Origin of the sequence: Capnocytophaga sputigena (genome assembly GCF_002302495.1) — a bacterium.
Taxonomy (GTDB): Bacteria; Bacteroidota; Bacteroidia; order Flavobacteriales; family Flavobacteriaceae; genus Capnocytophaga; species Capnocytophaga sputigena.
This window is the reverse complement of the sequence record NZ_CP022379.1, coordinates 1,154,451-1,176,953: the sequence shown is the minus strand read 5'-3', so window position 1 is coordinate 1,176,953 and position 22,503 is coordinate 1,154,451. Positions and strand designations below refer to the sequence as shown.

Here is a 22,503-nt window from a genome sequence, read left to right as displayed (position 1 = left end):
GATTCTTATGACAATAAGTGATGCAACACAAATGTTATACCACTCTTCACTTTTCATTTTTCACTCTTCACTTTTCACTTTCTTATTCGCTAATTGTCCGCAGGCAGCATCGATGTCTTTGCCACGTGAGTGGCGAACGGTAACGGTAATGCCTGCTGCTTCAAGCATCGTTTGGTAAAGTTCAAGTGCTTTAGGGTCGGCTTGTTGAAAATCACCATCATCTATGGGGTTGTACTCAATCAGATTCACTTTAGAAGGGGCAAACTTACAGAATTTTATCAGCGCCTCTACATCCTTTTTCTGGTCGTTGATACCCTTCCACACCACATACTCGTAGGTGATGCGGTTTTTAGTTTTTTGATACCAATATGCCAAAGCGTCACGTAGTTCTTCTAACGGGAATTGTTCATTGAAAGGCATAATACCCGTGCGCACACTACCAATGGCTGAATGCAAAGATACTGCCAATTTGAATTTTACCTCATCATCAGCCATCTTTTTAATCAATTTGGGTATACCCGAAGTGGATAACGTAATGCGTTTAGGCGACATTCCTAAGCCTTCAGGCGAAGTGATTTTGTCGATTGCCTTCAGTACATTGTTGTAGTTCATCAGCGGTTCGCCCATTCCCATAAACACTATGTTAGAAAGCGGACGACCAAAAAAAGCGCGACTCTGCTCATCGATTACCTTCACTTGGTCGAATATCTCATCGGGCAGGAGATTGCGCATACGTTTTAAGCGCGCTGTCGCACAAAACGAACAGTTGAGACTACACCCCACCTGACTCGATACGCAGGCTGTCGTGCGGGTATCGGTAGGAATTAACACCGATTCTACCAGCAAACCATCGTGCAGGCGCACAGCGTTTTTGATGGTACCATCGTTACTGCGTTGCATCACATCTACTTTGATGTGGTTGATACTGAAGTGTTCAGCGAGCATCTCGCGTGTAGCTTTTGGCAGTGAGGTCATTGCCTCGAAAGTATGCACGCCTTTCTGCCACAACCATTCGTACACTTGGTTGCCGCGAAAAGCCTTGTCGCCATTACTCTCAAAAAAAGTGCGGAGTTCTTCCTTAGTAAGAGCGCGTATGTCGCGTTTTTGCATCATAATTTAAAATCCTTTACTACGTCTTCTAAAGGCAAGCGCGATTTAGGGTGCAAGTGCAACTGATTGCTGTCCTCGGGGTCGCGGTAGCCTATTGCCACAGCAAAAAGCGTAGTGTATTGAGGTTCATTTAAAAGTTTGTCGTACTCAGTGTTGATAATACCTTCCATAGGGGTGCTATCAATACCCATAGAAGCACAAGCGCTCAGGAAAAATCCTAAAGAGATATACACTTGGTTGTTCATCCATGCATAAAGACTTACATCACCTTTAGGTTTCTGCACTTTGTGATAAAAGCCAACGCCTGCTTCGGTAGAGGCTTTAGCGAGTTTTTCTTCAAATGAAGGCAAAGCACTATTCGCCATAAACACCACTAAATGACTTGCTTGTCTAATGCGTTCTTCGTTGATAAACGATACTTTAGCAAAAGCCTCTTTGGTAGCCTCATCGCTTATGAATACAAATTGCCAAGGCTGTGAGTTAATAGACGAAGGGGTAAGGCGCAATATCTCTTTAAGTTTAGCAATATCCTCATCACTCACGCGTTTAGAACTGTAGAGTTTAGTAGTATAGCGGTTTTGTGCTAATTGTAGGAAATCCATAGTAATTGTTTTTTAGTTTCAGGCGGCAAATGTACGGCGTAATTAACAAATAACCAAATTAGTAGTTAGCTATCAGTTTGCTTGTTTGATTATTGATTAGATAATTAACAGTTGTAATTTGCAAATTTCTAAATTATTATTATCTTTGCGCCCTAAAAACGTTTAAAAACAGAAAGATGAAGCTAAATTTATTTTATACGTGGATTTTCTTCTTAACAGCTTCCTTTGCGATGGTCGCGCAGAATATAGAAGTTACAGGTACTGTAAAAGATGAAAAAGGCGAGCCTTTATTAGGCGTATTAGTATTGATTAAAGGCACCCAGCGCGGTGCTGCTACCAATATGGATGGAAAGTACGAGATTCAAACCAAAGTAGGTGAAGTACTGCAATATTCATTTTTGGGAATGAAAACTGTTGAAAAGAAAATCACTGCAAGCACTAAGCGAGTGGATATTGTTCTTAAAGACGATGTGCAAGAACTAGAAGAGATGGTGGTTACCGGTTATGGTGCTCCTAAAATTGCCAGCCGTACAGTAGCACAAGTAGCCCAAGTGAGCAGTAAAGACTTGAATAACGCTCCTGTGGCAAGTGTTTCGGACGCATTGCAAGGACGCTTGGCAGGGGTAGTGGTTTCTTCAAGCTCTGGTCGTCCTGGCAGCAATAGCGAGATTATCATTCACGGATACAATAACTTCCAAGCAGTTCAAAGAGGTGAAAATACTCACGAACCCTTGTATATAATGGATGGTGTAGCTGTGAGTAGCAGTGTGATGAGCGACTTTAATCCTAATGATATAGAGACTATTACTGTATTAAAAGATGCCGCTTCTACTTCTGTTTATGGAGCACGTGCTGCCAATGGGGTTATATTAATTACCACCAAAAAAGGACGTCGCAACGAACGTACAAGTATCACAGTTAGTCATCAGCTTGGTTTTTCAGCACTTACTAGTGCCAGTCGTAAATTCTTTGATAATATGATGACACCACGTGAGTATATGGATTTTTGGCTTGAAAAAGACCCTACATCTATTATCTCGGCAGCTGGTATGAGCAGAATGGGCTCTACTCGTGAAGTAGCTGAAGCTGCAGCTAATAAAATATTGCAAGAAAATCCGTACAACACGCGTTGGGATAAAATCTATTTCCGTGATTTTGTGCCAATGTCACGTACCGATGTTTCTCTTTCAGGAGGTACCGAAAGCACCTCTTATTACCTTTCTTTAGGCTATTTCAACCAAGAAGGATCTAGTAACCCATCAGTTGATTACAAACGTTATACCCTAAATACAAATATAGATACACGTGTTACTAAATGGCTAAAAGTAGGACTTTCACTTTCGGCAGGACATAGTGAACGCGATGGTAGTAGCGGTGATATCACCGCACGTGTAACTGCTTTGCCTTTTTATTCTCCTACCTATCCTGATGGATCAAGAAAAGACTATATCACAAGTATTACACGTAACTCGTCTATGGGTTTTTATCACCCCGAGTATTATGCCGAGAAACACCCAAGAACCTCAGTTAGTGATGACTTTTTGCCTTCTGGTTACATCACTATTGAGCCTATCAAAAACTTGATATTCAAAACACAAGGAGGGATACAGTACGGTTATTCTGATAGTGAAGCTAAAGAATTGCCTTCTTTCTTGAATTATAGACAACGTGTACCTGCTCCTACATCAAATCCTTTCACTCGTTTTTCTACAGATAGGTCTCTTAGAAAAACACTTACCAATACCTTAGAGTATCGCTTTTGGTTAGGAAACAAAAAGGAACACTCTTTCAACTTTTTGATAGGGCAAGAGTCTATAGAAAACACAGCTAAAAATGTAACTGTAACTGCCTATGGACAAGCAGCCGATGGACTTTCTACCCTTATGCAAGGAAATAAAAATAAAGTAATAGAAGATGATAAAAGTGCTAATACCTTCAATTCTTATTTAGGGCGATTTGAATACTCTTATAACAATCGTTACTTTTTAGACTTATCAGGCAGACGTGATGGTTCTTCTGGTTTTGGAGCAGGACATCGCTATGGTAACTTTTGGGCTGTAGGGGTAATGTGGAAACTCAAACAAGAAAAATTCCTAAAAGAAGTAAAATGGCTTAGTGATTTGAACTTGCGTTTTAGTACAGGTCTATCAGGAAACTCTATAGGAGGAGGCTACAAACATCTTACAAGTATAAAAGTTGATGATTTTTATGAAGAAAAAGTAGGGTATAGTGTTTTTGCTTTAGGGAATCCTTATTTGCACTGGGAAGAACAACGCAAAACTACTGTAGGTCTTAACATTGTGATTGATAGAGGTACTTCGTTTAATATAGAATACTACGATCGTGAAACTTACGATATGCTTTCTAGCCGTTCCTTGAATAGTACCAGTGGTCAAAATCAGTTCTTTGACAATGCAGGAGGTATGCGCAACCGAGGTATCGATTTTACTTTCTCATCAGTAGTGTATAGAAGTAAAAACAACGATCTCTCTATCCGTCCTTATTTCAATGTCAATTACAACAAGCAAGAAGTAACTTCTCTTTTTGGTAATAAAATATCAGATGTGGGAGTCTCTGGAGTTGGTTATAAAATAGGCCGTCCTCTTGAGTGGGGGGCTGTGATACGCAAAGGTGTAAACCCTACAACAGGTGAAACCGAATACTATGTGCCAGGTGAAGACCGTATGGAACAAGTAACCGATGATAATAAAATAACTAACGCCTATGATGCCAATAAACTCATACAAACTACAGGTAAGAAAATGCAAGCACCTATCAATGGAGGTTTTGGATGGAGTATCAATTACAAAACTTTCACAGTAGATATGGCTTTCTCATTTTCTTTGGGTAGATATATGATGAACTACGACGTAAGTTATACCGAAAACCCAGCACGTTTCGGTTACTCAAATTTAAGTAGAAATGTCTTTGATTATTGGAAGAAACCTGGCGACGAAACTCGTCACCCTAAAATTACTTCTAATGCTTTTGTTTATGGCTTAGATTCACGACTCTTACAAGACGCTTCGTATGTGCGTATGAAAAGCATCGGTCTTAGCTATCGCTTGCCTAAAGAAGTGATTGACCAAGTGAAATTCTTTGAAGGGGTACGTTTCCACGCTACGGCTCGTAATATCTTTACCTTTACCAAGTATGAAGGGCCTGATCCAGAGTCCTCTAGCGCTATCTCTTTAGGCGGATATCCACCTTCTCGTCAGTTCACCTTGGGTATAGATCTTAACTTTTAAAAATATAAATCGATGAAAAATATTTATAAAATACTCATTTTAATAAGCATTCCGTTTTTACTAAACGCTTGTTTTAGCCTTGAACAAGAGCCTTATAAAGAGCTCAGTCAAAAAAACTCTTTTAAAAGCCTGCAAGATGCACAGTTTTGGGTAAATGGAATGTATGCCACTTTGCGCGAAAATGTATATGGAAGTGCAATGTACTCCACCGATATACAAGCCGATTTCCTTAATATGGCTCGTCGTGAAGGTGAATCCGATTTGGTAACCAATTTTCATAACTGGACTCTTTTCACCTCTTCAAATGGTGCTACAGCTTCTATATGGCAAAGTTATTTCAGTGCTATACAAGATATAAATATAGCTTTGGAAGGAATTCCTACAATTCCTATATCAGCACAAGGAGCCGCAACCTCTACAGCACAAATCAACCAGAATATGGGTGAACTTTACTTGGCACGAGCTTACTATTATACTTATTTGGTAACTCACTATTGCCCTGTATATGGTGAATCAGCCTATGGATTGCCTCTGCTTGATAAACCTACAATCAATGATTTTCCTAACAGAAGCTCTGTAAAACAAACTTACGAGTTTATTTTAGCCGATATAGCACGTGCTGAACAGCTTTTGGGTAATGTAAGAGGTAGTGTAGGTAAAACTACTTTCTCTAAAGATGCAGTAGCAGCCCTTAAAGCCCGAGTGTTGCTTTATAAAGAAGATTGGGCAGGAGCTTATCAAGCTGCAAGTCAGCTTATTTCATCAGGCACTTATCCTTTAGCAACTTCATCATCTACATTGCAAAATATATGGGATAAAGATGTTACTAACGAAAATATTACGCTCCTATTTACCCGTTACGACAAAGGAAATATCGCCGAATTGCCTAAAGGTAATGATGTGTATTTAGGTGAAGATAGAAGCTGGCTTACACAAAAAGTTTTAGGGTATTACCCTAAAATGATTCCTACTCAAACTTTTGTAGATTTGTTCAACGATGCCGATTTTAGAAAAGATATCTATATCAAAAAACTTTTTGCTAATTATGGTAGCACAAAGTACGACAATATCTATTTAGTTTCTAAGTATCCTGATAATAATACTTTGAAAAGTTCTGCAAATGACGACCCTACTTACCTTCACCGCCCTAAAGTATTCCGCATTGCCGAAACATATCTTATAGCCGCTGAAGCAGCCTATAAGAATGGTGATCAAGCCAATGCTAAAATCTACTTAGATAGATTGCGCACTGCACGTGGTATCGGTAGTGTAACCTATACCGACCTTTGGGCAGAGATTCAAAACGAACGCAACCGCGAACTTGCTTTCGAAGGCTTCCGTATGGCAGATATTAGGCGTTGGGGCTTAGGCGTGGTACGCGGTACACCTCAAAACTTAAACCTCATTATTTCAGATAATCCTGATCAATATTATCAATTGAATGTCCCCGCAGGAAATTACAAAATGACTTGGCCTCTTCCTCCAAGCGACATCCGATATGAACAAGGTAGAGCCAATTGGCAACAAAACCCAGGTTGGTAATTTCTTGAAAATCAAAAATAAAAGGCTGTTCTATTTTTAGGACAGCCTTTATTGTATTACCTCTTACCTCTTATCTCTTATCTATTCAAAAAATATTTATTTACTAAAAAATTGCTTTTTATAAAAACATATTGTATTTTTGCCCCAAATATACAAAGTTCGCTATTTGATGAGTGATTTAAAACAATTCGTAGCCTTATTAGATGAAAAAGCTATTGCCCTACAAGCCCAATTTCAAAATCTTAGGGAAGAAAATGGCAAGCTAAAGCAAACCATTGAGGAACTTCGTAGTGAAAAAACAGTACTTCAAAGCACCATCACTACACTAAAAGAAAAAAACGAAACACTCGCCATCGCTAACCGTATATTAGGCAGTAAAGAACACAAGAGAGAAACTAAACTGAAAATCAATGCACTCATCCGTGAAATCGACGCGTGTATTGTTCAGCTCACAAAACAATAGCAATGGAACAGGACGAATTGAAAATCAAACTTTCAGTAGCCGATAGGCTATACCCCCTTACCATTGCCCCAGCTCAAGAAGAGGGATTTAGAAAAGCCGCTAAAAAAATAAATGATATGATTCAAGAATTTGAAACCATTTATCAATTGCGCGATAAACAAGACGGACTGGCTATGTGTGCTATCACCTTAGCACGACAAATAGAACAAACCCGCCTCAATGAAACACAAGAAGATGAAACCCTCAAAAATACCCTGCAAAAGGTATACAACACCCTAAACCAAATAGGGTAAAAGCACGTACATTTACATACAAAAACTTACTGCCTATATTGATTGTCCTTTCGGTAAACTCAACATTAACATTTCACAAAAGGGTGAGTTACAGTAGCTAAAGCGCGCCGGTCTTCAGTTGCCGGATACTTGACCTACTGAGTATCCCTAAACCTGTTTTTCAGAGTTTTACGTGAAACACATTAATCAATATAGGCATTTTTTTATATTAATATTTTATTTTTTTAAATCAACAAGATGGATAGTACAGTTATTATAAGTATTGCAGTTTTTATTATCGCCCTTGCCATAGGGTTTGCTATCGCCAAAGTGCTGGAAAAGAAGAACGCCTCTAAAATTATTCTCAACGCTCAGAATGAAGCCGACGTTCTTCTAAAAAATGCTAAAGTTGAAGGCGAAAACATTAAAAAAGACAAAATCTTCCAAGCTAAAGAAAAGTTCCTCGAACTAAAAGCCGAACACGAAAAAACAATCGCTGCCAAAGATAAAAAAATGGCAGAGGCTGAAAAACGTATTCGTGATAAAGAGTCTCAAGTATCCAATGAGTTAGCTCAAAACAAACGCCTTAAAGACGAGTTGGAAAAGAAAACTGAAGAAGCTGATTTCCGCCTCCAAACTCTCGACAAAAAACAAGAAGAAATCGAACGTTTGCACAAAAGCCAAGTGCAACAACTCGAAGTTATCTCTGGACTCTCCGCCGAGGAAGCTAAAAAACAACTCACCGACTCTCTTCGCAGTGAGGCGCAAGCCGATGCAATGGCTTATATCCAAAATACCATTGAGGAAGCCAAACTCACCGCTCATCAAGAAGCACGCAAAATCATCATCAACACCATTCAGCGTATAGGCACTGAGGAAGCAATAGACAACTGTGTGTCAGTATTCAACCTCGAATCCGATGAGGTGAAAGGTCGCATCATCGGTCGTGAAGGGCGCAACATCCGTGCCCTCGAAGCAGCTACAGGGGTCGAAATCATTGTAGATGATACCCCCGAAGCTATTATCCTCTCTTGCTTTGATTCAGTACGCCGTGAAATTGCTCGTTTGTCATTGCACAAACTCGTAACCGATGGGCGTATCCACCCTGCACGTATTGAAGAAGTAGTTGAAAAAACTACCAAACAAATAGAAGAAGAAATCGTTGAAATAGGTAAACGCACCGTAATTGACCTCGGTATCCACGGATTACACCCCGAATTGGTGAAATGTGTGGGTCGTATGAAATACCGTTCTTCTTATGGTCAAAACCTCTTGCAACACTCACGTGAGGTAGCCAAACTCTGCGGGGTAATGGCAGCCGAATTAGGCTTAAATCCTAAACTCGCTAAACGCGCCGGACTCTTGCACGACATCGGTAAAGTGCCACAAGTGGAAACCGAAACCCCTCACGCACTCCTCGGTATGGAATGGGCAGAGAAATATGGTGAAAAACCCGAAGTGTGCAACGCTATTGGGGCGCACCACGATGAAATTGAAATGACTTCATTACTTTCACCTATCGTACAAGTATGCGATGCTATCAGTGGAGCACGTCCAGGAGCACGTCGCCAAGTACTCGATTCGTACATTCAACGTCTCAAAGACCTTGAAGATGCAGCCTTCACTTTCCAAGGTGTGAAAAAAGCCTATGCTATTCAAGCAGGTCGTGAGTTACGCGTAATCGTAGAAAGCGAAAAAGTAACCGACGATAAAGCCGCAGAACTATCATTCAACTTATCACAAAAAATCCAAACTGATATGACCTATCCAGGTCAAGTGAAAGTAACGGTAATCCGTGAAACTCGCGCTGTGAATATCGCAAAATAGTGTATGACCTATATACAAAATTATATATACCAAATCATCGCTACTGCCATTGCATTGGTGGTTTTCACTGCCTTGCGCTATTTGGTGAACTCTATTATCGAAAAGTTTGGCAAAAGAGCAGGTTTAGGCGTGAGCCGTACACGTTTGGTTAAAAAGTATATAGATTATTTTATCTATGCATTGGCTATCCTTACTATTGTCTCTATTTGGGGAATAAAAACCGAACAACTCTTCTTGTTCGTTACTTCAATTCTTACAGTAATAGGGGTAGCATTCTTCGCTCAGTGGTCTATACTCAGCAATATTACAGCAGGTATTATTGTGTTTTTCTCTTCTCCTTTTAGAATAGGTGATACTATCAAGATTTTAGATAAAGATTATCCTATTGAGGCTAAAATAATAGATATCAAGTCTTTTTATACCCTTTTGAAAACCGAAGAAGGTGAACAGATAAGTTTGCCAAACAATCTCTTGTTACAAAAGGGAATTGTGATTGTCTCGGAAGAGGAATATGCGATAAAACTAAAATCGTAATACCGCTTTAAATAATTAAAACCTAATTGATATGCTAACCAAAAACATCAAAAGTTCTGTTGTTATAGCCATCGCATTGGTGATAGGAGTCTTGCTTTATTGGTTTCTTCCTTATGAAGAACCTACTAAAAAAGGCTTGGCACTACTTGCCTTTGTAGCCATTTTATGGCTTACTGAAGCCTTACATATCACTGTTACAGCACTGTTAGTGCCTGTATTGGCAATACTTTTAGGCTTAGAGAGTACTAAAAGTGCACTACAGGCTTTTGCAAACCCTACAATCTTCTTGTTTTTTGGTGGTTTTGCCATTGCTACTGCCTTAAGCGTCCAAAAACTCGACCAATATATTGCCCATAAGGTGATTTCTTTGGCGAGAGGTAATTTCCTATTAGCGGTATTCTTACTCTTTTTAGTTACAGCTGTGCTCTCTATGGGTATCAGCAATACAGCTACAGCAGCGATGATTATCCCTTTGGCTATTGGATTGCTCAAAAATATCGACTATGAGAGCAATAAAGGCACTTATGCCTTTGTGATATTAGGGGTGGCTTATAGTGCGAGTATAGGGGGTATGGGTACTTTGGTGGGTAGCCCTCCTAATGCGATTGTAGCTTCTCAATTGAACATCACTTTCGCCCAATGGTTGCGCTATGGTATGCCTACAGTTTTAGGTTTGTTCCCTCTGATGATTGGAGCTATGTATGTGGTATTTCGCCCTAAACTGAACATCAAGATAGAGAGTGAAACAATGACTGAAAAACTGAACACTAAACAATACCTCACTATTCTCATCTTTTTAATTACAGCCCTTTGCTGGATATTTGGCGACGTAATCAATGAGGTGATTACTTCTTTCTTGCATATCGAAAAAATAAAAGATTTTGATGCTGTGGTAGCAATGATTGCTGCCGTGTTTGTGTGTTTGTTTGGCGTTGCCGAATGGAAACAAATACAAGAAAACACCGATTGGGGCGTGCTAATGCTCTTTGGTGGCGGACTTTCATTAAGTGTAATCCTCACTCAATCGGGAGCGAGCAAGGCATTGGTAGATTCGGTGCAATTCCTCATTTCTGATAGTAGTTACTTTGTCATTGGAGTTGTGGTGGCTACTTTTATCATCTTCCTCACCGAGTTTACTAGCAATACCGCCAGTGCAGCACTTTTGGTGCCTATCTTCATTTCGGTAGCCGAAAATATGGAACTTGATCCGTTAGGGCTTTCACTCATCATAGGTTTAGGAGCATCTTGTGCCTTTATGTTGCCCGTTGCAACTCCGCCTAATGCCATTGCCTATGGTACGGGTAAAGTGCGTCAGCAGGATATGATAAGAGCTGGTTTTGTACTGAATATATTATGTATTATTTTTATATCACTAATGGCTTTCACCTTTTGGAAATAACAAACAGAAAATATAAAAAAGCTGCCTGAACATTGTGTTCAGGCAGCTTTTTCTTTTATCTCTTACTTATTCAAGACTCTTTTTAGGGTGAAAGTAGCTAATACCAAATACACTAAACAGAGTCCCCACATTCCTAGCCAATAAGGCATAATGGTAGTGAGATGAGCCCCCATTTGGGTGATGGAAATAAACCCTTTTGCGCCTAAGGTGGTAGGTACAATGTACGAAAAGACATTTAGCCAATCGGGCATTGCTACTGAGGGCCACGAAAAGCCAGTGAGCATTACCGCTGGCAACGAAGTGTACATAATGAGCATAATCGCATCTTCACGGCGACGTACAAAGTTGAGCAGACAAAGCCCCATAAACACTATCGAAAGGATAAAAGGTATCATAAATACCAAGGTGCTGAGCATTGAACTGCGCACGGGAATGCCAAACAATGGCATTATAATGCCTAAGATAATGAGCAATATCACCATTGAAAATCCTAAATAGGTAGTAGCTTTTCCCATTACAATGGGTAGTGCTCCCCAGAAGCTATGTGAATTAGGGTATATTTTGCGTAGTTTGTTACCCTCGCGCATTGTACCTCCTAAAATGCCTACTGCTGTGAGAATGGTGGTTTGGAAAATAATCACCAATACTATGGGAATTAGGAAAGTAGCATAACCCGATGAAGGATTGTACAAACTCACTACTTTAGCACTCACAGGCATAGCTTCCTCGCGTGCTTGGGTAGGGAGCTTACCTTGTGCTGACGATCGCTTCATCTCCACGCCTGCGTTGAGATAGGTTGCCGAGAGTTTGGCTGCAGTGAGTACTTGCTTGTAATAGAGCATGTACGAAGCATCGGCATAGACTGATATAGAGGGTTGTTCTCCGCGTTGTAGGTCGCGTGCAAAGCCGTTAGGAATCGTTACGATACCCCGTATTTGCTCACGCTGAAAAGCCTTTTCTGCTTCGCTGAGATTGAGATAGCTGCTGTAGATAGCTACACCGCTATTGGCATCTATCATACGCAATAGCTGGCGACTTTGCGCTGTATTATCCTCATCAACCACTCCAATAGGGAGTTTTTGTAGCGTTTCTTCGGAATATAGGTAGGTGTACAAGAAAGAGACTACCACTGCTACTATCACAAACGAAAAGAACACCGCTTTGTCGCGGAATATATATTTGGCTTCCCAGAGCATAGCACGGGTGAAGTCGGCTGAACTTTGATATATATAACTTCTAAATTGTTTCATATCCTCCTGATTTTATTTTCTTTACAAATATAGGGTAGGCAACTATCAGCAATAAGCCAAAGAGCAATAAGGCTAAAAGGGGTTGCCACGTCATTTCCACAGGTATCCCTTTGATCGCTCGGTTTACATAGTATTTCATAAAATGAGCATAAGGGAAGATTTGCGCTAAATACTGTATGCTGCGAGGCAGACCTTCCATAGGGAAAGTATAAGCCGCAAACGAGAAGGCAATCGCTGTAAAACCACTACCTACAGTGAGTGCCGACCTGAAATTAGGCAAGAGAGAAACAAACATAATGCCTATAATCTGATATACAATCACTAAAGCAAAGGTAATCAGCACTACATTGAACATTGGGATGTGGAGGGGAGCGCCTATAAGCCCGAAGAGGAGATAGTTCATCCACCACGCGACAAAGAGGAGCACTAAGGTATAAGGCAGAAGTTTGCCAATTAAGGCTTTTAACGGACTGCCACCAGCCTTTTTGAGCCATTGTTTCCCCCGACGATAACGGAATTCTATTCCTAATACATATACCGTTACCATCATCACAATCATTTGGAGCATCATCGGCAAGAGTGCTGTAAGCAGGTAATAGGCATAATTAGAATAAGGATTGTACAAACCGTGGTCATCTACTTTTACGGTTTGAGCCTCAGCGCGTACCTTCTCGGTTTGTTGTCCTTTTTGCATTTTCTTCTTCATTACCAGTCCCGCAGAGAACATTCCTACAGTAGTTTGAAAATCCTTTTGGATAAGACTTGCCCCCAGCATAAACTGATTATTGGTATAACAAATCACCGATTGATTTTCGCCTTTGAATAGTTTCTGCTGAAAATCGGCAGGGATAACGATAAAGCCCATTATCTGCTGTTGCTGGATAAGTCGCTGGGCTTCCTGCTCATCGGTGAGTTTGATTTTCAGGTCGATGTTAGGGGTAGCATCGAGCATACGCAAAAGGTTCTCGGACAGCTGACTTTGGTCGTAATTGATATACGCCATAGGCAGGTCGCGAGGCACGCCTTTGTAGAAAATAGCTGCAAAGAATCCAAAAATAACCAAAGGGAACACCAAAACGTAAAACAGCCGTTTGGGTGATAGGAAAAGGTTCTTGCATTCGGTTTTAAAATATTTCATAGTATAATTAGCAAGTTAGGTTTATTCTTTTTCTTCTAAAGTAGCTTCTGAAAGTAATTCATCAAAGCTATTAGCTATTTTGTGAGTAGATTTATCGTCAAGCCAATAGTCCCAAACTGACCCATCGGAGAGGTTGAAGTATAGTCTGGAGTCATCACCTAGACTACCAAAAACAAAAGTATTTTCAGTATTAGGTTCATCAAGATATTGTAGTAATTGCCACGCTTGATAGTCTCTACTCAGCTTTTCAAAAAGGAGGTTACGATTTTTAATATCCAAATCTTTACCTTTGTACTGATAAAGGCAATATAAATCAAAACTGCTGAGGATTTCCTTGTAAAGAGCAGGAAGTTCAAAGGAATGTTTTTGTTCTGTTTCTGTAATTCTGTTCATACTTTTTTATTTATTAAATAATCTAAGTTAATTATATTTCTTCAGCGTCTTCTAAGTTTTCTATTAGGATAGGTTCTTCGTCTTTAAAATGAAAAGAAACTCCATAAGGCTCGCAAAAGCTGAAACCACCTCCGGCAAAATGCAATATCCATTCTTTGTTGTCATAAAATAGGAACTGTGGACTTTCAAAAGGAAGTTCCTGCAAAGGAACTCTTAGCAATTGTTTTTCTTCTTCTGAAAGATGAAAGCCATCTGAGCACATTAGCAGTTGTTCTTGAAAATAAGAAAGTGCTTTGGCAACCAACTTATCTGCACTGGCAAGAATTTTTTCAATAAAAGCAATAGTATCAGGCGTGAGGGTTTCAGTATTGCTAAACACAGAAAAAGGCAGCTGTAAAGTTTCTTTATAGAAATCACTTTTCCACTGATATGAAGCTTCCCAAAAATACTCGTCTCCCACTTTTTGAGAGAAAGCAAGAGTGCCAAACTTGGTGTTATAACTTGATGTGTTCATTGTTTTAGCCAATTAATTTCTTCTTTACTAAGGAGAAAGTATTTATATACAAAGTGTTCGCAGGCTTCTTGTTCGCTCTCAAAAGATTGTTCGTCAGAGAAACAACGCCAATCGGTAAGGCATACCACCCATTGGTTTTTTCGATGCAGAAAACAAGTGTTGCTCACAGCTAAGCTGCCGCTCTCAAAAGTATCAGTCTTGAAATAGCATAGGTCAGGATCGTAGTTCAAGGCTTCTAAGGCTTGTAACAACTCTTTGAGCGATGGGATAGGGAGTTGTTCTTTTATTTGTGCTAAAAGCTGTTGTCTTTTCATTTTTTCTTGTTTCTTTTTGCAGGAAAACCAAATAAGAATAAATATCCAAGCCAAAACGGCTATCAATAGAGGTGCTAGTATATTGTAATTCACAAGAGCAAAACTGTATTTTTTAAATATTCTTTATTTTATATAATCACACTCTTCCATTTTTCAGGGTCTCTGTTCTCAGGCAAATACTGTTCTTTGATAGTATCTAATAGCCAGCGATCTTCTACGAGTTTGTATTTGTACTCGCGCTTGTAATTCATTCCTGCATAGAGCCTATTGGTAAAGATAGAGGCTTTTTTACCCGTGATTTGCACTTCGGTAATGCTTTCTTTAGAAGGGTCGTAGTTAGGAGGAAACAAGTGACTGGTGTATTCAGCACCACCGTTTTTGCGTTCGCGTTCGGTGATGTATTCCTTATAAATAGGGATACGAAGCTCGGTTTGCTTTTTGCAAAAGTCTTCCCAAGAGAGGGTTTTCTTTTTCTCCACTTCTTCTTCATCCACTCTGTTGGCTTCTGTTTCCCAGTTGTACATCGCTTGCAAGAAAGCAGTGAAGCGCTGGCGTAGGGTTTGTTCTGTTTCTGTCATTTTAGATTATAATTTTAAATTGTCATTTTCGTCAAACTCCCAAAAAGGATTATAAGCAACTTCAAAGAGGTAGCCGTCCAAGTCCTTGAAATAGCCACTATATCCACCCCAAAATACTTTTTGAGCTGGCTTGACAATAGTAGCTCCTAATTCACTGACCTTGGATAAAACAGCATCTACTTCTGCTTCCGATTTGGCATTATAACTAATTGTTATTCCTGCAAATGTACTTGACTGATAAGGTAGCGTAGTATCTTCGGAGAGTTCTTGTAAAGGATATAGACCTAATACCATTCCTCCCAAAGGGAAAAGAGCATACTCCTCCATACTTTTGTCCGACTTCTGCCAGCCTAAGTTCTCGTAAAAGGCAAGCGCTTTCTTAAAGTCGCGGACACCTAAAGTGATGAGGGTGAATTTCTGTCTCATTTTATTTATGGGTTAAAAGTTCTCTCTCTTTCTTTGTGCCAAATCCGCCATTCCTCAGGGCAATGGTATTTATCCATATATTCCTGTTGTGCTTCGGGGGATAAGGAGTCCCAATATTTTAAAAAAGTATCTCTATAATGCTCTTGGTATCCTTGATTCCAGCGAGGAGCTCCATAAAAACTATGAGGAAAGACTGTCCAAAACGGAAATACTTCTTTATAACCCTCCATTTCTTTCTGAAAATGCTCTCTTTTGTCTTCTTCATAGAATGCTATTTGTACAAAAAAGAGTTTATCGGCTTCTTGGGTTATCTGTAGCTGTCCTTTGCTAAGGGAATAAGGCGCTTTGCTAAAGAAAAGCCTAATACTTTGGGGGCTGACCTCTCCTTCAACTGCCTCTATACGTTTGTAGAGAACTACAGGAATAAAGAATTCATACCCAAAAACTGGACAGGATTTACAAAAGAAATCTTTGAGCTTTGAGAACATCATCTTGAATTAACTAATTAACACTTCTCTCTCTTTCTTGGGGACTTTGGCAAGTACTTGGTCGTAAGAGTGCTGTATCATCTCCTTGATAAGGGCAGGGGGTAAGCCTTCTAAAAGCACAGTATTCCAATGTTTTTTGTTGAGGTGATACCCTGCTGTAATCTTATCGGGGTACTGCTCGCGGAGTTCTATGGCGCGCTCGGGGTCGCACTTGAGACTCACCCGCAAAGGTACTGATTCTAAACTTGTAAGCACAAAAATACGATTACAAATTCGAAATACTAAAATATCCTCGCCAAAAGGCATATCCTCGGTAACGTGGGGCAAGGAAAGGCAATATTCTCTAAGTTCTTCTAAGTTCATTTTGTTTAGGTAAGAGATAAGAGATAAGAGGTAAGAGGGGGCTCATTCCTCATTATCAATTCAGCACACACGTGTGCCAAATTTTTATTCAAAAATCTTATTAATTTGTGCGGAAGGGTTTGCTATAAACTCTTCAAAGGTACAAAGTTCAGTAAGCAATAAAAGTCTAAACGGTTTTCAATAAAATGGTTTCTTTAGGCAGTGGGTTATACTTATTTAGTAATGTTTCTTCCTCTCCTTCGTGTAGCAAGGTAAGAAATGTATAACAGCCTCCAGATGTAAGTTTTCTAGTATATTCTTTAATCTCTCTTTTATAAATATCCTCTAACACCTCCGCTTGTTCTTCTGTTAAATAAGGGCAATGGGTGCGAAGTGTCTGACGTAGATTTTCATAAAAATCACCATAACAGATAAAACTTATGTCGTGAAAATGTGCTACCAACCATTTTATTAATTGGTAAAAAATAAAGTTCTGCAAATTGCCTGAAAGGATATCCACCTCTCCATCTTCTCTAATAAATACTACACTTGGCTCTTGCGTTGGTTTTTCTTTGTCATAACAAAAACAATAAACCATATAGTCATCCACTACAGCTCTTCCAAAGGGAGCGAAGAAGAACTTTTGGTTCTGAGGATATTGTGTTAAATGCTGATTTAAAAACTCAAACTCTTTTGCGAGTTGAGAGGGGGTGAGTACCTGAAACCAATCTACATACAGAAACAAAGGCGGGTTCTCTTTCAGTTTAGGATATTCCTGTTCTAACCACTCCTTATTAGGCAATCTATCACCATTTTTGTATTCTATAGGACAATAAGAATGATATGAATATTTTGCGCCTATATTCAGCATTCCATCCTCATAAAGCCGGTGATATAGCTTGGGGTACAGAAAGCCATAAGTTTGTTCTATTTGTTGTAATGGGTTCATATTGCTGAAGTTTGATGTTAATTTCTCACATATCTTCCCCTATATCTTTTAAGAAGCTATCTATCGCCTCAAAAGAGCTTTTAGAAGAAGAAGCATATATTAATTGACTGCCTTTGTCTAATATAGCAATACTATCTGTGGCATCCCCATAAAAGTCGGCTCCTTCTAACCAATGATGGAGGGCAAAAGGTTTTTTGGGGAAACGCTCTTTTATAGCTATCAATTCCTCAGGAGTGATATATTTAAAGCCTTCATAAGCATAAGGAAGCGCAAATACAGCTTGCAAGTGAGCCATTGCCAACAAAAATTCAGCTAATGTATCACATTCTACTTGCCAATGTTGGTGAATAAAGTCGGTACTCATATACACCTTAGGATTGGCGGTATCTAAATCTTCCTTTGCGATAGCCCACAGACAGCAATTTTGATTTTCCGTATAAAAAACAAAATAGTTTGGGTCGCTGAAAAGAGTAAGGTTATCCTTTGGGGTTACCAAGTTATCTTGTGTTTGATTCAGAGCTTGATGTTTTCCCAAAGTAGTGTAATAGTTGTATAGCAGTGTAGGCATTTTCTCTATCACCTTGAAGAAAGGTTGCATCTCTTCATCGGTAAAACCACAATCTTCCTCTAAACCAAAGAGCGTACGGATTTGTTCAAAAATGTTGCTTTCTTCTATTATATTAGATTTCGTTTTAGTCATTGCTATATTCAAATTGTTTTTCTTCTTTTGGAATGGGAATAAACTTGTTACACAAAGTATCAAACTCTTCTCGCGAAAGTAATCCTATATATTTTTCGGTGTATTCCCTATCATTAAATGTATAGACGTAGGTAGAAGCAAAAGTTTTTCTTTTATAAATATCTTCTACTATTTTTGCTTGCTCCTCACTTAAATAAGGACGGTGCGTACGGAACATATTGGCTATTTCGGTATAAAAAGAATCGTCATCAGCAAGTAGTTCATCTATACATAATACGCATTCTAACAATCCATAGAAGATAAAGTTTTGAAAGTTATCAGCTAAGACATCTACATTAATCCAATCGTGAGCAAATAGTACCACCCAAGGTTCAGGGAGAGGGTTTTCTTTATTGTAAAATAAACAATAATAGTCGCCTGCTCCATTCTTTCCAAAAGGAATGAAGAGGTACTCAGGTTTAATTTTATAAAAACTTTCAGTACCGTGTAAGAATTCTATTTCTTCTGATATTTCAGAGAGTTCTAAAATTTCAAAATCCATACGCCCTTCTAAAAGTAATGGTGGATTATCTTTGATTTTAGGGTACTCAAGTTCACGCCAACGAGGACCAAATTCTCCCCAATTGAGCATACCATCCTCATAAAGCTGGTGATATAGCTTGGGGTACTGAAAGTTATAGGTTTGTTCTATTTGTTGTAATAGGTTCATATTGGATGTTTTTTTTATTCATAATACCTTCCCAAGTCTAACAGATGTCCTAAGAAATACCAGTCGTTAGGGATGATTTCATCTTCCCCTATATAATCACATAAGCCTCGTGCGCCACACTCCAAGAGGTCTAAAGGATTGAAATTGTACCAATCATAGCCCGTTTCGGAGGTGATGCCAAAGGAATGCATTTCGTTATGAAGTTCTTTGTCTTTCATACGGTGGAGTTCAGCTATCTGAAAGAGAATAACTGCTTGGGTATAAGCAAAGGCGGAAAGATGTTCAGTCTCTTCGGGCATTGAGCGAATGCTTGTCCACTGTTCCTCATAAGTAGCAGTCTTTGCACTGAATGCCTCCTTAAGCAGTTCAAGGCAAAGAGTAGGGGAGAAGGGGGTGTTTTCGTGTGGAGTTACAATCCTATATAAAGCCAAGAGATAGGCTTCTAAATCTCTGTTGGTTAATTTTTTAGGAAGCTGTTCTATACAATTGTAAAATTCGTCGTAGGTCATAGAGATAATTAGCAAAAGGGTGTTTCTTATTCATTAGCGTATTCAATGGTTCGTTCTACAATCAGGTTGGTATAACGTTTAGAGTATTCGATGCGTTTCTCTATCCAATTGCCGTGATTATCATAGCGATAGGTGTATTTGCGAGTATAGACTTCGCCTTCTTTGTTGCTAATTCGCTCGAAAATTTCGTTGTTATGCTCATCAAAAGTGGTTTCAGTTATTGAATAAGGTTTGGGGTCGCCTATATCCTGATGGGCAACATAAATTACATTGCCTTTTTCATCAAAACGAGTTATGGTAAACATAAAAGGCTTTCCGCTTTCTGAAAAACTGGTATTGACTTTTTCGGTATCACTATGAAATTCAGTAGAGTGATGAAAAATCTTTTCTCCCGTAGTTATATTTGTATAATGATTATCTATACATCTGCCTTTGGCATCATATTCGAGTTGGAACAAGTATTGGTAGTCAGCAGTGCGAGTGAGCTGACTTATGTTATTACCGTGTGCATCGTATTCGAAAGTAACAGTTTCTTTCCATTTGCCATTTTCATAAGTAATACATTCTACCTTTTGTTGTAGGTCGTTATAGCGGTATTGTTTTTCCTCCCAGCAGTCGGTTAGCTCTTCATCTTCAGGGTCGTAGAGGTGAGAACTCAAGCGGTTGCCGTGGGAGTCGTAGGTAAAGAGGAAGTGGTATTCCTCGCCATAACAAGCCTCTACAAGCTTACCTTGCTCATTGAAAATGAGGGTTTCGGTATAGTCTTCTAAGAAGTATTCTTCGCCTTTTTGCCACTGACCATCTTTGGTGATGACAGCAGCATAACAATGCGATTCATCTCGTTTTATCTTCATTTTTTAAGGGTTATTTTAATGTTTTTAAAAATTCTTTGCCTTTATCAGTAAGGTAGTATTGTTGCTTGCTACTTGTGGGTTTATCAGGAATGGTAAGCGCTACAAAACCTTGTTCTATGGCAGGATTGAGATAGTTTTTTCTGAAATAATCTCTATCTATAGGGAAAATCACTCGCAAGGTGTTTTTCCATAAACTTAAAAGATTCTTTAGGATAACTCTGCAAAATACGTGGGGGTAACTTGTCGCTTGTATTCTATGTTTTTGGATTCAATCATTGTAAAATGAGGTTTTTATAGGACAAAGATAGTGATAATTAGCTAATTTAGCAATAAGCTAATTAGTTAATTGCCGAATTACTTTTCATCATCTTGTATTTTTTTCTTTCTCCCTCTACAGTGGCTACTACTTTAAAACCAAGTTTTGTATAAAGACCTTTAGCTATGAGGTTGTCATCAAATACATTTAAGCTAATAGAATGAACTCTTTTATTCTCAAAAAGCATTGCAATAAATAACTGCATTGCTGAGGTGCCTAATCCTTTTCTTGTAAGCGAAGGATTGATAAGAAATCTACCGATATGTACGTTGCTCCCTTCTACTCTTATTTGCTGAATCATTCCTATAAAACTACCTTCTGTCTCAATACGATAACAATGAGACAAAGCATTGAGCGCTTCCATTGTAAGAGGATAAGGCAAAGCATCTCCTGCCCATTGTTGCAAGAAATCAGCGCCTTTGCTATTTGTCCAATGTATAATAGCTTGCTTATCTTTAGTCAATAATCCTTCAGTTATTCTCATTTTATCAAATAAACTTACTTGCTTTTTAATATTATCTAATCAGATAGTTATCTCCACCATATTGCCATCAGGGTCAAGTATCACACTCTCGTAATACCCATCACCTGTGGTACGAGGAAGACTAAAACACACATAGCCTTCATTTACGATTTTCTGAGTAAGTGCATCAACAGCTTCCTTGCTTCCTACACTGAAGGCAAAGTGTATGAGTCCTTCACTCGTCACCTTGTCCAAACGTTCGCTAAGATTGGGGCGCCACATAATTTCTAAGCGAGCTCCACTATCAAAACTTAGAAAGTAGGTATGCAAGTCCGTTTTAGGATTATGGTACAACTCGTTTGATTTTGCCCCGAAGAAAGTCTTATAAAAGGCTTTAGAAACTTCCAAATCTTTTACATATAAAGCGATGTGGTCTATTTTCATAATAACAACTTACTTATTGATGGCTTAATTTTCTGATGAGTTAATCAGTTAATTTTTATCTTCAACTAATACCGACATACCCGGTCTTAAATCCTTTATTTTTTGAGTGGGGTAGGCTTTGATAGCAAAAGTTTTCTTGTCGAAGTCACCTTTGCTTTTAGTAGCTGTCCAAGTGGCAAAATCGGCTTGTACGGCGATGTGTTTTACTTCCAACTCTATTACTTGATTGCCCAAAGCGGGCACGATACCTTTGAATTTAGTGCCTATCTTGAAGTCAGCCATTTTGTCTTCGCGTATGTTGAACACTACCCACTCGTCCTGAGTATCGATGAGGTTCATCACAGGGTAACCTGCATTCACAATTTCGCCTTCGTTGGGGATAATGGTTTGTATCTCGGCATCGGCAGGAGCGAATACTTTAGCACCATCTTTATAAGCATTTACCTCAGTAATAACTCCTTGTGCTTGGGCGACAAGCGCTTGAGCAGCGGTTTTATCCTCTACACGAGCCCCGTTTTTCGCCATTTCATATTGTGATTTGGCTGCTTCGGCTTGTTTTTGAAGGGCAACCATTTGGGTATAAGCCTCATCTTTCTTTTGGGCAGGCAATACCTTTTCGTTATAGAGGTTGCTCACACGCTGATAGGTTTTCTCAGCGAGTTGGGCAGCCGCTTGGGCTTGTTGCCATACATTGTAAGCCCCTTGAATTTGTTCGCTACGAGCACCGCGCTGTGCTTTGTCAGACTGCGCTTGTGCAGCCAAACGAGCTGCTTCGGCTTGAGAGAGTTTGGCATCGAGTTCGGTGCTTTCGAGTTCCAAAAGGAGGTCGCCTTTGTGCACTTGGTCGCCTTCTTGTTTGTAGATAGCTTTCACTCTACCAGGCACTTTGGGGGCAACGTTGATTTGTTTAGCTTCTACTTGTCCTTGCAAATATACAGGTTCGCGGTTGCTGAAGAAGTAAATAGAAAGAATGAGTACTACCGCAAATACAGCGATAGTGATAATAAGTCCGGTGATGTTTTTCTTTTTCATTGTTTATTTAGTTAAGAGTTTATGAGAGGCACGAGCTACAAACTCGCGCCAGCATATGGAATACTTGCAGCTTCTTCCCCTTCGGGG

At 39.4% G+C, this 22,503-nt stretch carries 27 protein-coding genes; 7 read left to right on the top strand and 20 right to left on the bottom strand.

What is annotated here, in order from left to right:
- Positions 1-60: 60 nt before the first annotated feature.
- A complete protein-coding gene (rlmN, locus tag CGC57_RS05075; protein WP_095898234.1) occupies positions 61-1,113 on the bottom strand; it encodes a dual-specificity RNA methyltransferase RlmN in 1,053 nt (350 codons plus the stop codon).
- Positions 1,110-1,712, bottom strand: a complete 603-nt coding sequence (locus CGC57_RS05070) for a nitroreductase family protein (protein ID WP_095898233.1) — start codon at positions 1,710-1,712, stop codon at positions 1,110-1,112. Before CGC57_RS05070 ends, rlmN begins: the two co-directional genes overlap by 4 nt.
- Before the next feature lie 176 nt (positions 1,713-1,888).
- Between CGC57_RS05070 and CGC57_RS05065 the strand changes: the two genes are divergently transcribed.
- From CGC57_RS05065 to CGC57_RS05030, 7 genes are all read left to right on the top strand, one after another.
- The gene (locus CGC57_RS05065) at positions 1,889-4,960 is read left to right on the top strand and encodes a SusC/RagA family TonB-linked outer membrane protein (RefSeq protein WP_095898232.1); all 3,072 of its coding nucleotides are present in this window, start codon (positions 1,889-1,891) and stop codon (positions 4,958-4,960) included.
- Between the two features lie 12 nt (positions 4,961-4,972).
- On the top strand, positions 4,973-6,502 hold the full coding sequence (locus CGC57_RS05060) for a RagB/SusD family nutrient uptake outer membrane protein (RefSeq protein WP_095898231.1): 1,530 nt from the start codon (positions 4,973-4,975) through the stop codon (positions 6,500-6,502).
- Positions 6,503-6,671: 169 nt separating this feature from the next.
- A complete protein-coding gene (locus tag CGC57_RS05055; RefSeq protein ID WP_095898230.1) occupies positions 6,672-6,965 on the top strand; it encodes a hypothetical protein in 294 nt (97 codons plus the stop codon).
- A gap of 2 nt (positions 6,966-6,967) precedes the next feature.
- Positions 6,968-7,258 carry a cell division protein ZapA gene (locus CGC57_RS05050; protein WP_095898229.1) on the top strand — a complete coding sequence of 97 codons (291 nt, stop codon included), beginning with the start codon at positions 6,968-6,970 and terminating at the stop codon, positions 7,256-7,258.
- Between the two features lie 237 nt (positions 7,259-7,495).
- On the top strand, positions 7,496-9,064 hold the full coding sequence (gene rny, locus CGC57_RS05040) for a ribonuclease Y (RefSeq protein ID WP_095898228.1): 1,569 nt from the start codon (positions 7,496-7,498) through the stop codon (positions 9,062-9,064).
- Between the two features lie 3 nt (positions 9,065-9,067).
- Positions 9,068-9,598, top strand: a complete 531-nt coding sequence (locus CGC57_RS05035) for a mechanosensitive ion channel domain-containing protein (RefSeq protein ID WP_002681339.1) — start codon at positions 9,068-9,070, stop codon at positions 9,596-9,598.
- A 31-nt stretch (positions 9,599-9,629) separates the two neighbouring features.
- On the top strand, positions 9,630-10,997 hold the full coding sequence (locus CGC57_RS05030) for an SLC13 family permease (RefSeq protein ID WP_095898227.1): 1,368 nt from the start codon (positions 9,630-9,632) through the stop codon (positions 10,995-10,997).
- Positions 10,998-11,059: 62 nt separating this feature from the next.
- Here CGC57_RS05030 and CGC57_RS05025 read toward each other — a convergent pair whose 3' ends face one another.
- From CGC57_RS05025 to CGC57_RS04945, 18 genes are all read right to left on the bottom strand, one after another.
- A complete protein-coding gene (locus tag CGC57_RS05025) occupies positions 11,060-12,247 on the bottom strand; it encodes an ABC transporter permease (RefSeq protein ID WP_095898226.1) in 1,188 nt (395 codons plus the stop codon).
- Positions 12,234-13,385: an ABC transporter permease gene (locus tag CGC57_RS05020; RefSeq protein ID WP_095898225.1), complete on the bottom strand. Its 1,152-nt coding sequence runs from the start codon at positions 13,383-13,385 to the stop codon at positions 12,234-12,236. Before CGC57_RS05020 ends, CGC57_RS05025 begins: the two co-directional genes overlap by 14 nt.
- A gap of 21 nt (positions 13,386-13,406) precedes the next feature.
- Positions 13,407-13,778, bottom strand: coding sequence for an SMI1/KNR4 family protein (locus CGC57_RS05015; protein WP_095898224.1), 372 nt, complete (start codon positions 13,776-13,778; stop codon positions 13,407-13,409).
- Between the two features lie 31 nt (positions 13,779-13,809).
- Positions 13,810-14,292, bottom strand: a complete 483-nt coding sequence (locus tag CGC57_RS05010) for a hypothetical protein (RefSeq protein ID WP_095898223.1) — start codon at positions 14,290-14,292, stop codon at positions 13,810-13,812.
- A complete protein-coding gene (locus tag CGC57_RS05005) occupies positions 14,289-14,699 on the bottom strand; it encodes a hypothetical protein (RefSeq protein ID WP_095898222.1) in 411 nt (136 codons plus the stop codon). Before CGC57_RS05005 ends, CGC57_RS05010 begins: the two co-directional genes overlap by 4 nt.
- Positions 14,700-14,734: 35 nt before the next feature.
- The gene (locus CGC57_RS05000; protein ID WP_002681382.1) at positions 14,735-15,184 is read right to left on the bottom strand and encodes an NTF2 fold immunity protein; all 450 of its coding nucleotides are present in this window, start codon (positions 15,182-15,184) and stop codon (positions 14,735-14,737) included.
- Positions 15,185-15,190: 6 nt separating this feature from the next.
- Positions 15,191-15,610, bottom strand: a complete 420-nt coding sequence (locus tag CGC57_RS04995) for a VOC family protein (protein ID WP_095898221.1) — start codon at positions 15,608-15,610, stop codon at positions 15,191-15,193.
- A 5-nt stretch (positions 15,611-15,615) separates the two neighbouring features.
- Positions 15,616-16,101, bottom strand: coding sequence for a hypothetical protein (locus tag CGC57_RS04990; RefSeq protein ID WP_232747279.1), 486 nt, complete (start codon positions 16,099-16,101; stop codon positions 15,616-15,618).
- Positions 16,102-16,107: 6 nt separating this feature from the next.
- On the bottom strand, positions 16,108-16,461 hold the full coding sequence (locus CGC57_RS04985; RefSeq protein WP_095898220.1) for an MmcQ/YjbR family DNA-binding protein: 354 nt from the start codon (positions 16,459-16,461) through the stop codon (positions 16,108-16,110).
- Between the two features lie 166 nt (positions 16,462-16,627).
- Complete coding sequence (locus CGC57_RS04980) at positions 16,628-17,389, bottom strand: hypothetical protein (RefSeq protein ID WP_095898219.1); 762 nt, start codon at positions 17,387-17,389, stop codon at positions 16,628-16,630.
- A 25-nt stretch (positions 17,390-17,414) separates the two neighbouring features.
- Entirely contained in the window at positions 17,415-18,089 is a 675-nt protein-coding gene (locus CGC57_RS04975; protein ID WP_095898218.1) for a hypothetical protein, read from the bottom strand.
- Complete coding sequence (locus CGC57_RS04970) at positions 18,082-18,798, bottom strand: SMI1/KNR4 family protein (RefSeq protein WP_095898217.1); 717 nt, start codon at positions 18,796-18,798, stop codon at positions 18,082-18,084. Before CGC57_RS04970 ends, CGC57_RS04975 begins: the two co-directional genes overlap by 8 nt.
- Positions 18,799-18,812: 14 nt before the next feature.
- Positions 18,813-19,307: a hypothetical protein gene (locus CGC57_RS04965; protein ID WP_095898216.1), complete on the bottom strand. Its 495-nt coding sequence runs from the start codon at positions 19,305-19,307 to the stop codon at positions 18,813-18,815.
- Positions 19,308-19,333: 26 nt separating this feature from the next.
- Positions 19,334-20,161: a hypothetical protein gene (locus tag CGC57_RS04960; RefSeq protein ID WP_095898215.1), complete on the bottom strand. Its 828-nt coding sequence runs from the start codon at positions 20,159-20,161 to the stop codon at positions 19,334-19,336.
- Between the two features lie 10 nt (positions 20,162-20,171).
- Entirely contained in the window at positions 20,172-20,333 is a 162-nt protein-coding gene (locus tag CGC57_RS12875; protein ID WP_157909306.1) for a Fic family protein, read from the bottom strand.
- 166 nt (positions 20,334-20,499) lie between these two features.
- The gene (locus tag CGC57_RS04955; RefSeq protein WP_095898214.1) at positions 20,500-20,961 is read right to left on the bottom strand and encodes a GNAT family N-acetyltransferase; all 462 of its coding nucleotides are present in this window, start codon (positions 20,959-20,961) and stop codon (positions 20,500-20,502) included.
- Positions 20,962-21,000: 39 nt separating this feature from the next.
- The gene (locus CGC57_RS04950; RefSeq protein WP_095898213.1) at positions 21,001-21,384 is read right to left on the bottom strand and encodes a VOC family protein; all 384 of its coding nucleotides are present in this window, start codon (positions 21,382-21,384) and stop codon (positions 21,001-21,003) included.
- 48 nt (positions 21,385-21,432) lie between these two features.
- Entirely contained in the window at positions 21,433-22,416 is a 984-nt protein-coding gene (locus CGC57_RS04945) for an HlyD family secretion protein (protein ID WP_095898212.1), read from the bottom strand.
- Positions 22,417-22,503: the final 87 nt, after the last annotated feature.

Excerpts from the sequence above, each read along its gene's own strand:
- rny (WP_095898228.1), top strand. The coding sequence starts at position 7,496 with ATGGATAGTACAGTTATTATAAGTATTGCAGTTTTTATTATCGCCCTT.
- CGC57_RS04980 (WP_095898219.1), bottom strand. The coding sequence starts at position 17,389 with ATGAACCCATTACAACAAATAGAACAAACTTATGGCTTTCTGTACCCC.
- CGC57_RS05055 (WP_095898230.1), top strand. The coding sequence starts at position 6,672 with ATGAGTGATTTAAAACAATTCGTAGCCTTATTAGATGAAAAAGCTATT.
- rlmN (WP_095898234.1), bottom strand. The coding sequence starts at position 1,113 with ATGATGCAAAAACGCGACATACGCGCTCTTACTAAGGAAGAACTCCGC.
- CGC57_RS04995 (WP_095898221.1), bottom strand. The coding sequence starts at position 15,610 with ATGAGACAGAAATTCACCCTCATCACTTTAGGTGTCCGCGACTTTAAG.
- CGC57_RS04955 (WP_095898214.1), bottom strand. The coding sequence starts at position 20,961 with ATGAGAATAACTGAAGGATTATTGACTAAAGATAAGCAAGCTATTATA.
- CGC57_RS05010 (WP_095898223.1), bottom strand. The coding sequence starts at position 14,292 with ATGAACACATCAAGTTATAACACCAAGTTTGGCACTCTTGCTTTCTCT.
- CGC57_RS05025 (WP_095898226.1), bottom strand. The coding sequence starts at position 12,247 with ATGAAACAATTTAGAAGTTATATATATCAAAGTTCAGCCGACTTCACC.
- CGC57_RS05060 (WP_095898231.1), top strand. The coding sequence starts at position 4,973 with ATGAAAAATATTTATAAAATACTCATTTTAATAAGCATTCCGTTTTTA.
- CGC57_RS05015 (WP_095898224.1), bottom strand. The coding sequence starts at position 13,778 with ATGAACAGAATTACAGAAACAGAACAAAAACATTCCTTTGAACTTCCT.
- CGC57_RS05070 (WP_095898233.1), bottom strand. The coding sequence starts at position 1,712 with ATGGATTTCCTACAATTAGCACAAAACCGCTATACTACTAAACTCTAC.
- CGC57_RS04985 (WP_095898220.1), bottom strand. The coding sequence starts at position 16,461 with ATGAACTTAGAAGAACTTAGAGAATATTGCCTTTCCTTGCCCCACGTT.
- CGC57_RS05000 (WP_002681382.1), bottom strand. The coding sequence starts at position 15,184 with ATGACAGAAACAGAACAAACCCTACGCCAGCGCTTCACTGCTTTCTTG.
- CGC57_RS05035 (WP_002681339.1), top strand. The coding sequence starts at position 9,068 with ATGACCTATATACAAAATTATATATACCAAATCATCGCTACTGCCATT.
- CGC57_RS04960 (WP_095898215.1), bottom strand. The coding sequence starts at position 20,161 with ATGAAGATAAAACGAGATGAATCGCATTGTTATGCTGCTGTCATCACC.
- CGC57_RS04950 (WP_095898213.1), bottom strand. The coding sequence starts at position 21,384 with ATGAAAATAGACCACATCGCTTTATATGTAAAAGATTTGGAAGTTTCT.
- CGC57_RS05030 (WP_095898227.1), top strand. The coding sequence starts at position 9,630 with ATGCTAACCAAAAACATCAAAAGTTCTGTTGTTATAGCCATCGCATTG.
- CGC57_RS04975 (WP_095898218.1), bottom strand. The coding sequence starts at position 18,089 with ATGACTAAAACGAAATCTAATATAATAGAAGAAAGCAACATTTTTGAA.
- CGC57_RS05020 (WP_095898225.1), bottom strand. The coding sequence starts at position 13,385 with ATGAAATATTTTAAAACCGAATGCAAGAACCTTTTCCTATCACCCAAA.
- CGC57_RS04965 (WP_095898216.1), bottom strand. The coding sequence starts at position 19,307 with ATGACCTACGACGAATTTTACAATTGTATAGAACAGCTTCCTAAAAAA.
- CGC57_RS04990 (WP_232747279.1), bottom strand. The coding sequence starts at position 16,101 with ATGATGTTCTCAAAGCTCAAAGATTTCTTTTGTAAATCCTGTCCAGTT.
- CGC57_RS05050 (WP_095898229.1), top strand. The coding sequence starts at position 6,968 with ATGGAACAGGACGAATTGAAAATCAAACTTTCAGTAGCCGATAGGCTA.
- CGC57_RS04945 (WP_095898212.1), bottom strand. The coding sequence starts at position 22,416 with ATGAAAAAGAAAAACATCACCGGACTTATTATCACTATCGCTGTATTT.
- CGC57_RS04970 (WP_095898217.1), bottom strand. The coding sequence starts at position 18,798 with ATGAACCTATTACAACAAATAGAACAAACCTATAACTTTCAGTACCCC.
- CGC57_RS05065 (WP_095898232.1), top strand. The coding sequence starts at position 1,889 with ATGAAGCTAAATTTATTTTATACGTGGATTTTCTTCTTAACAGCTTCC.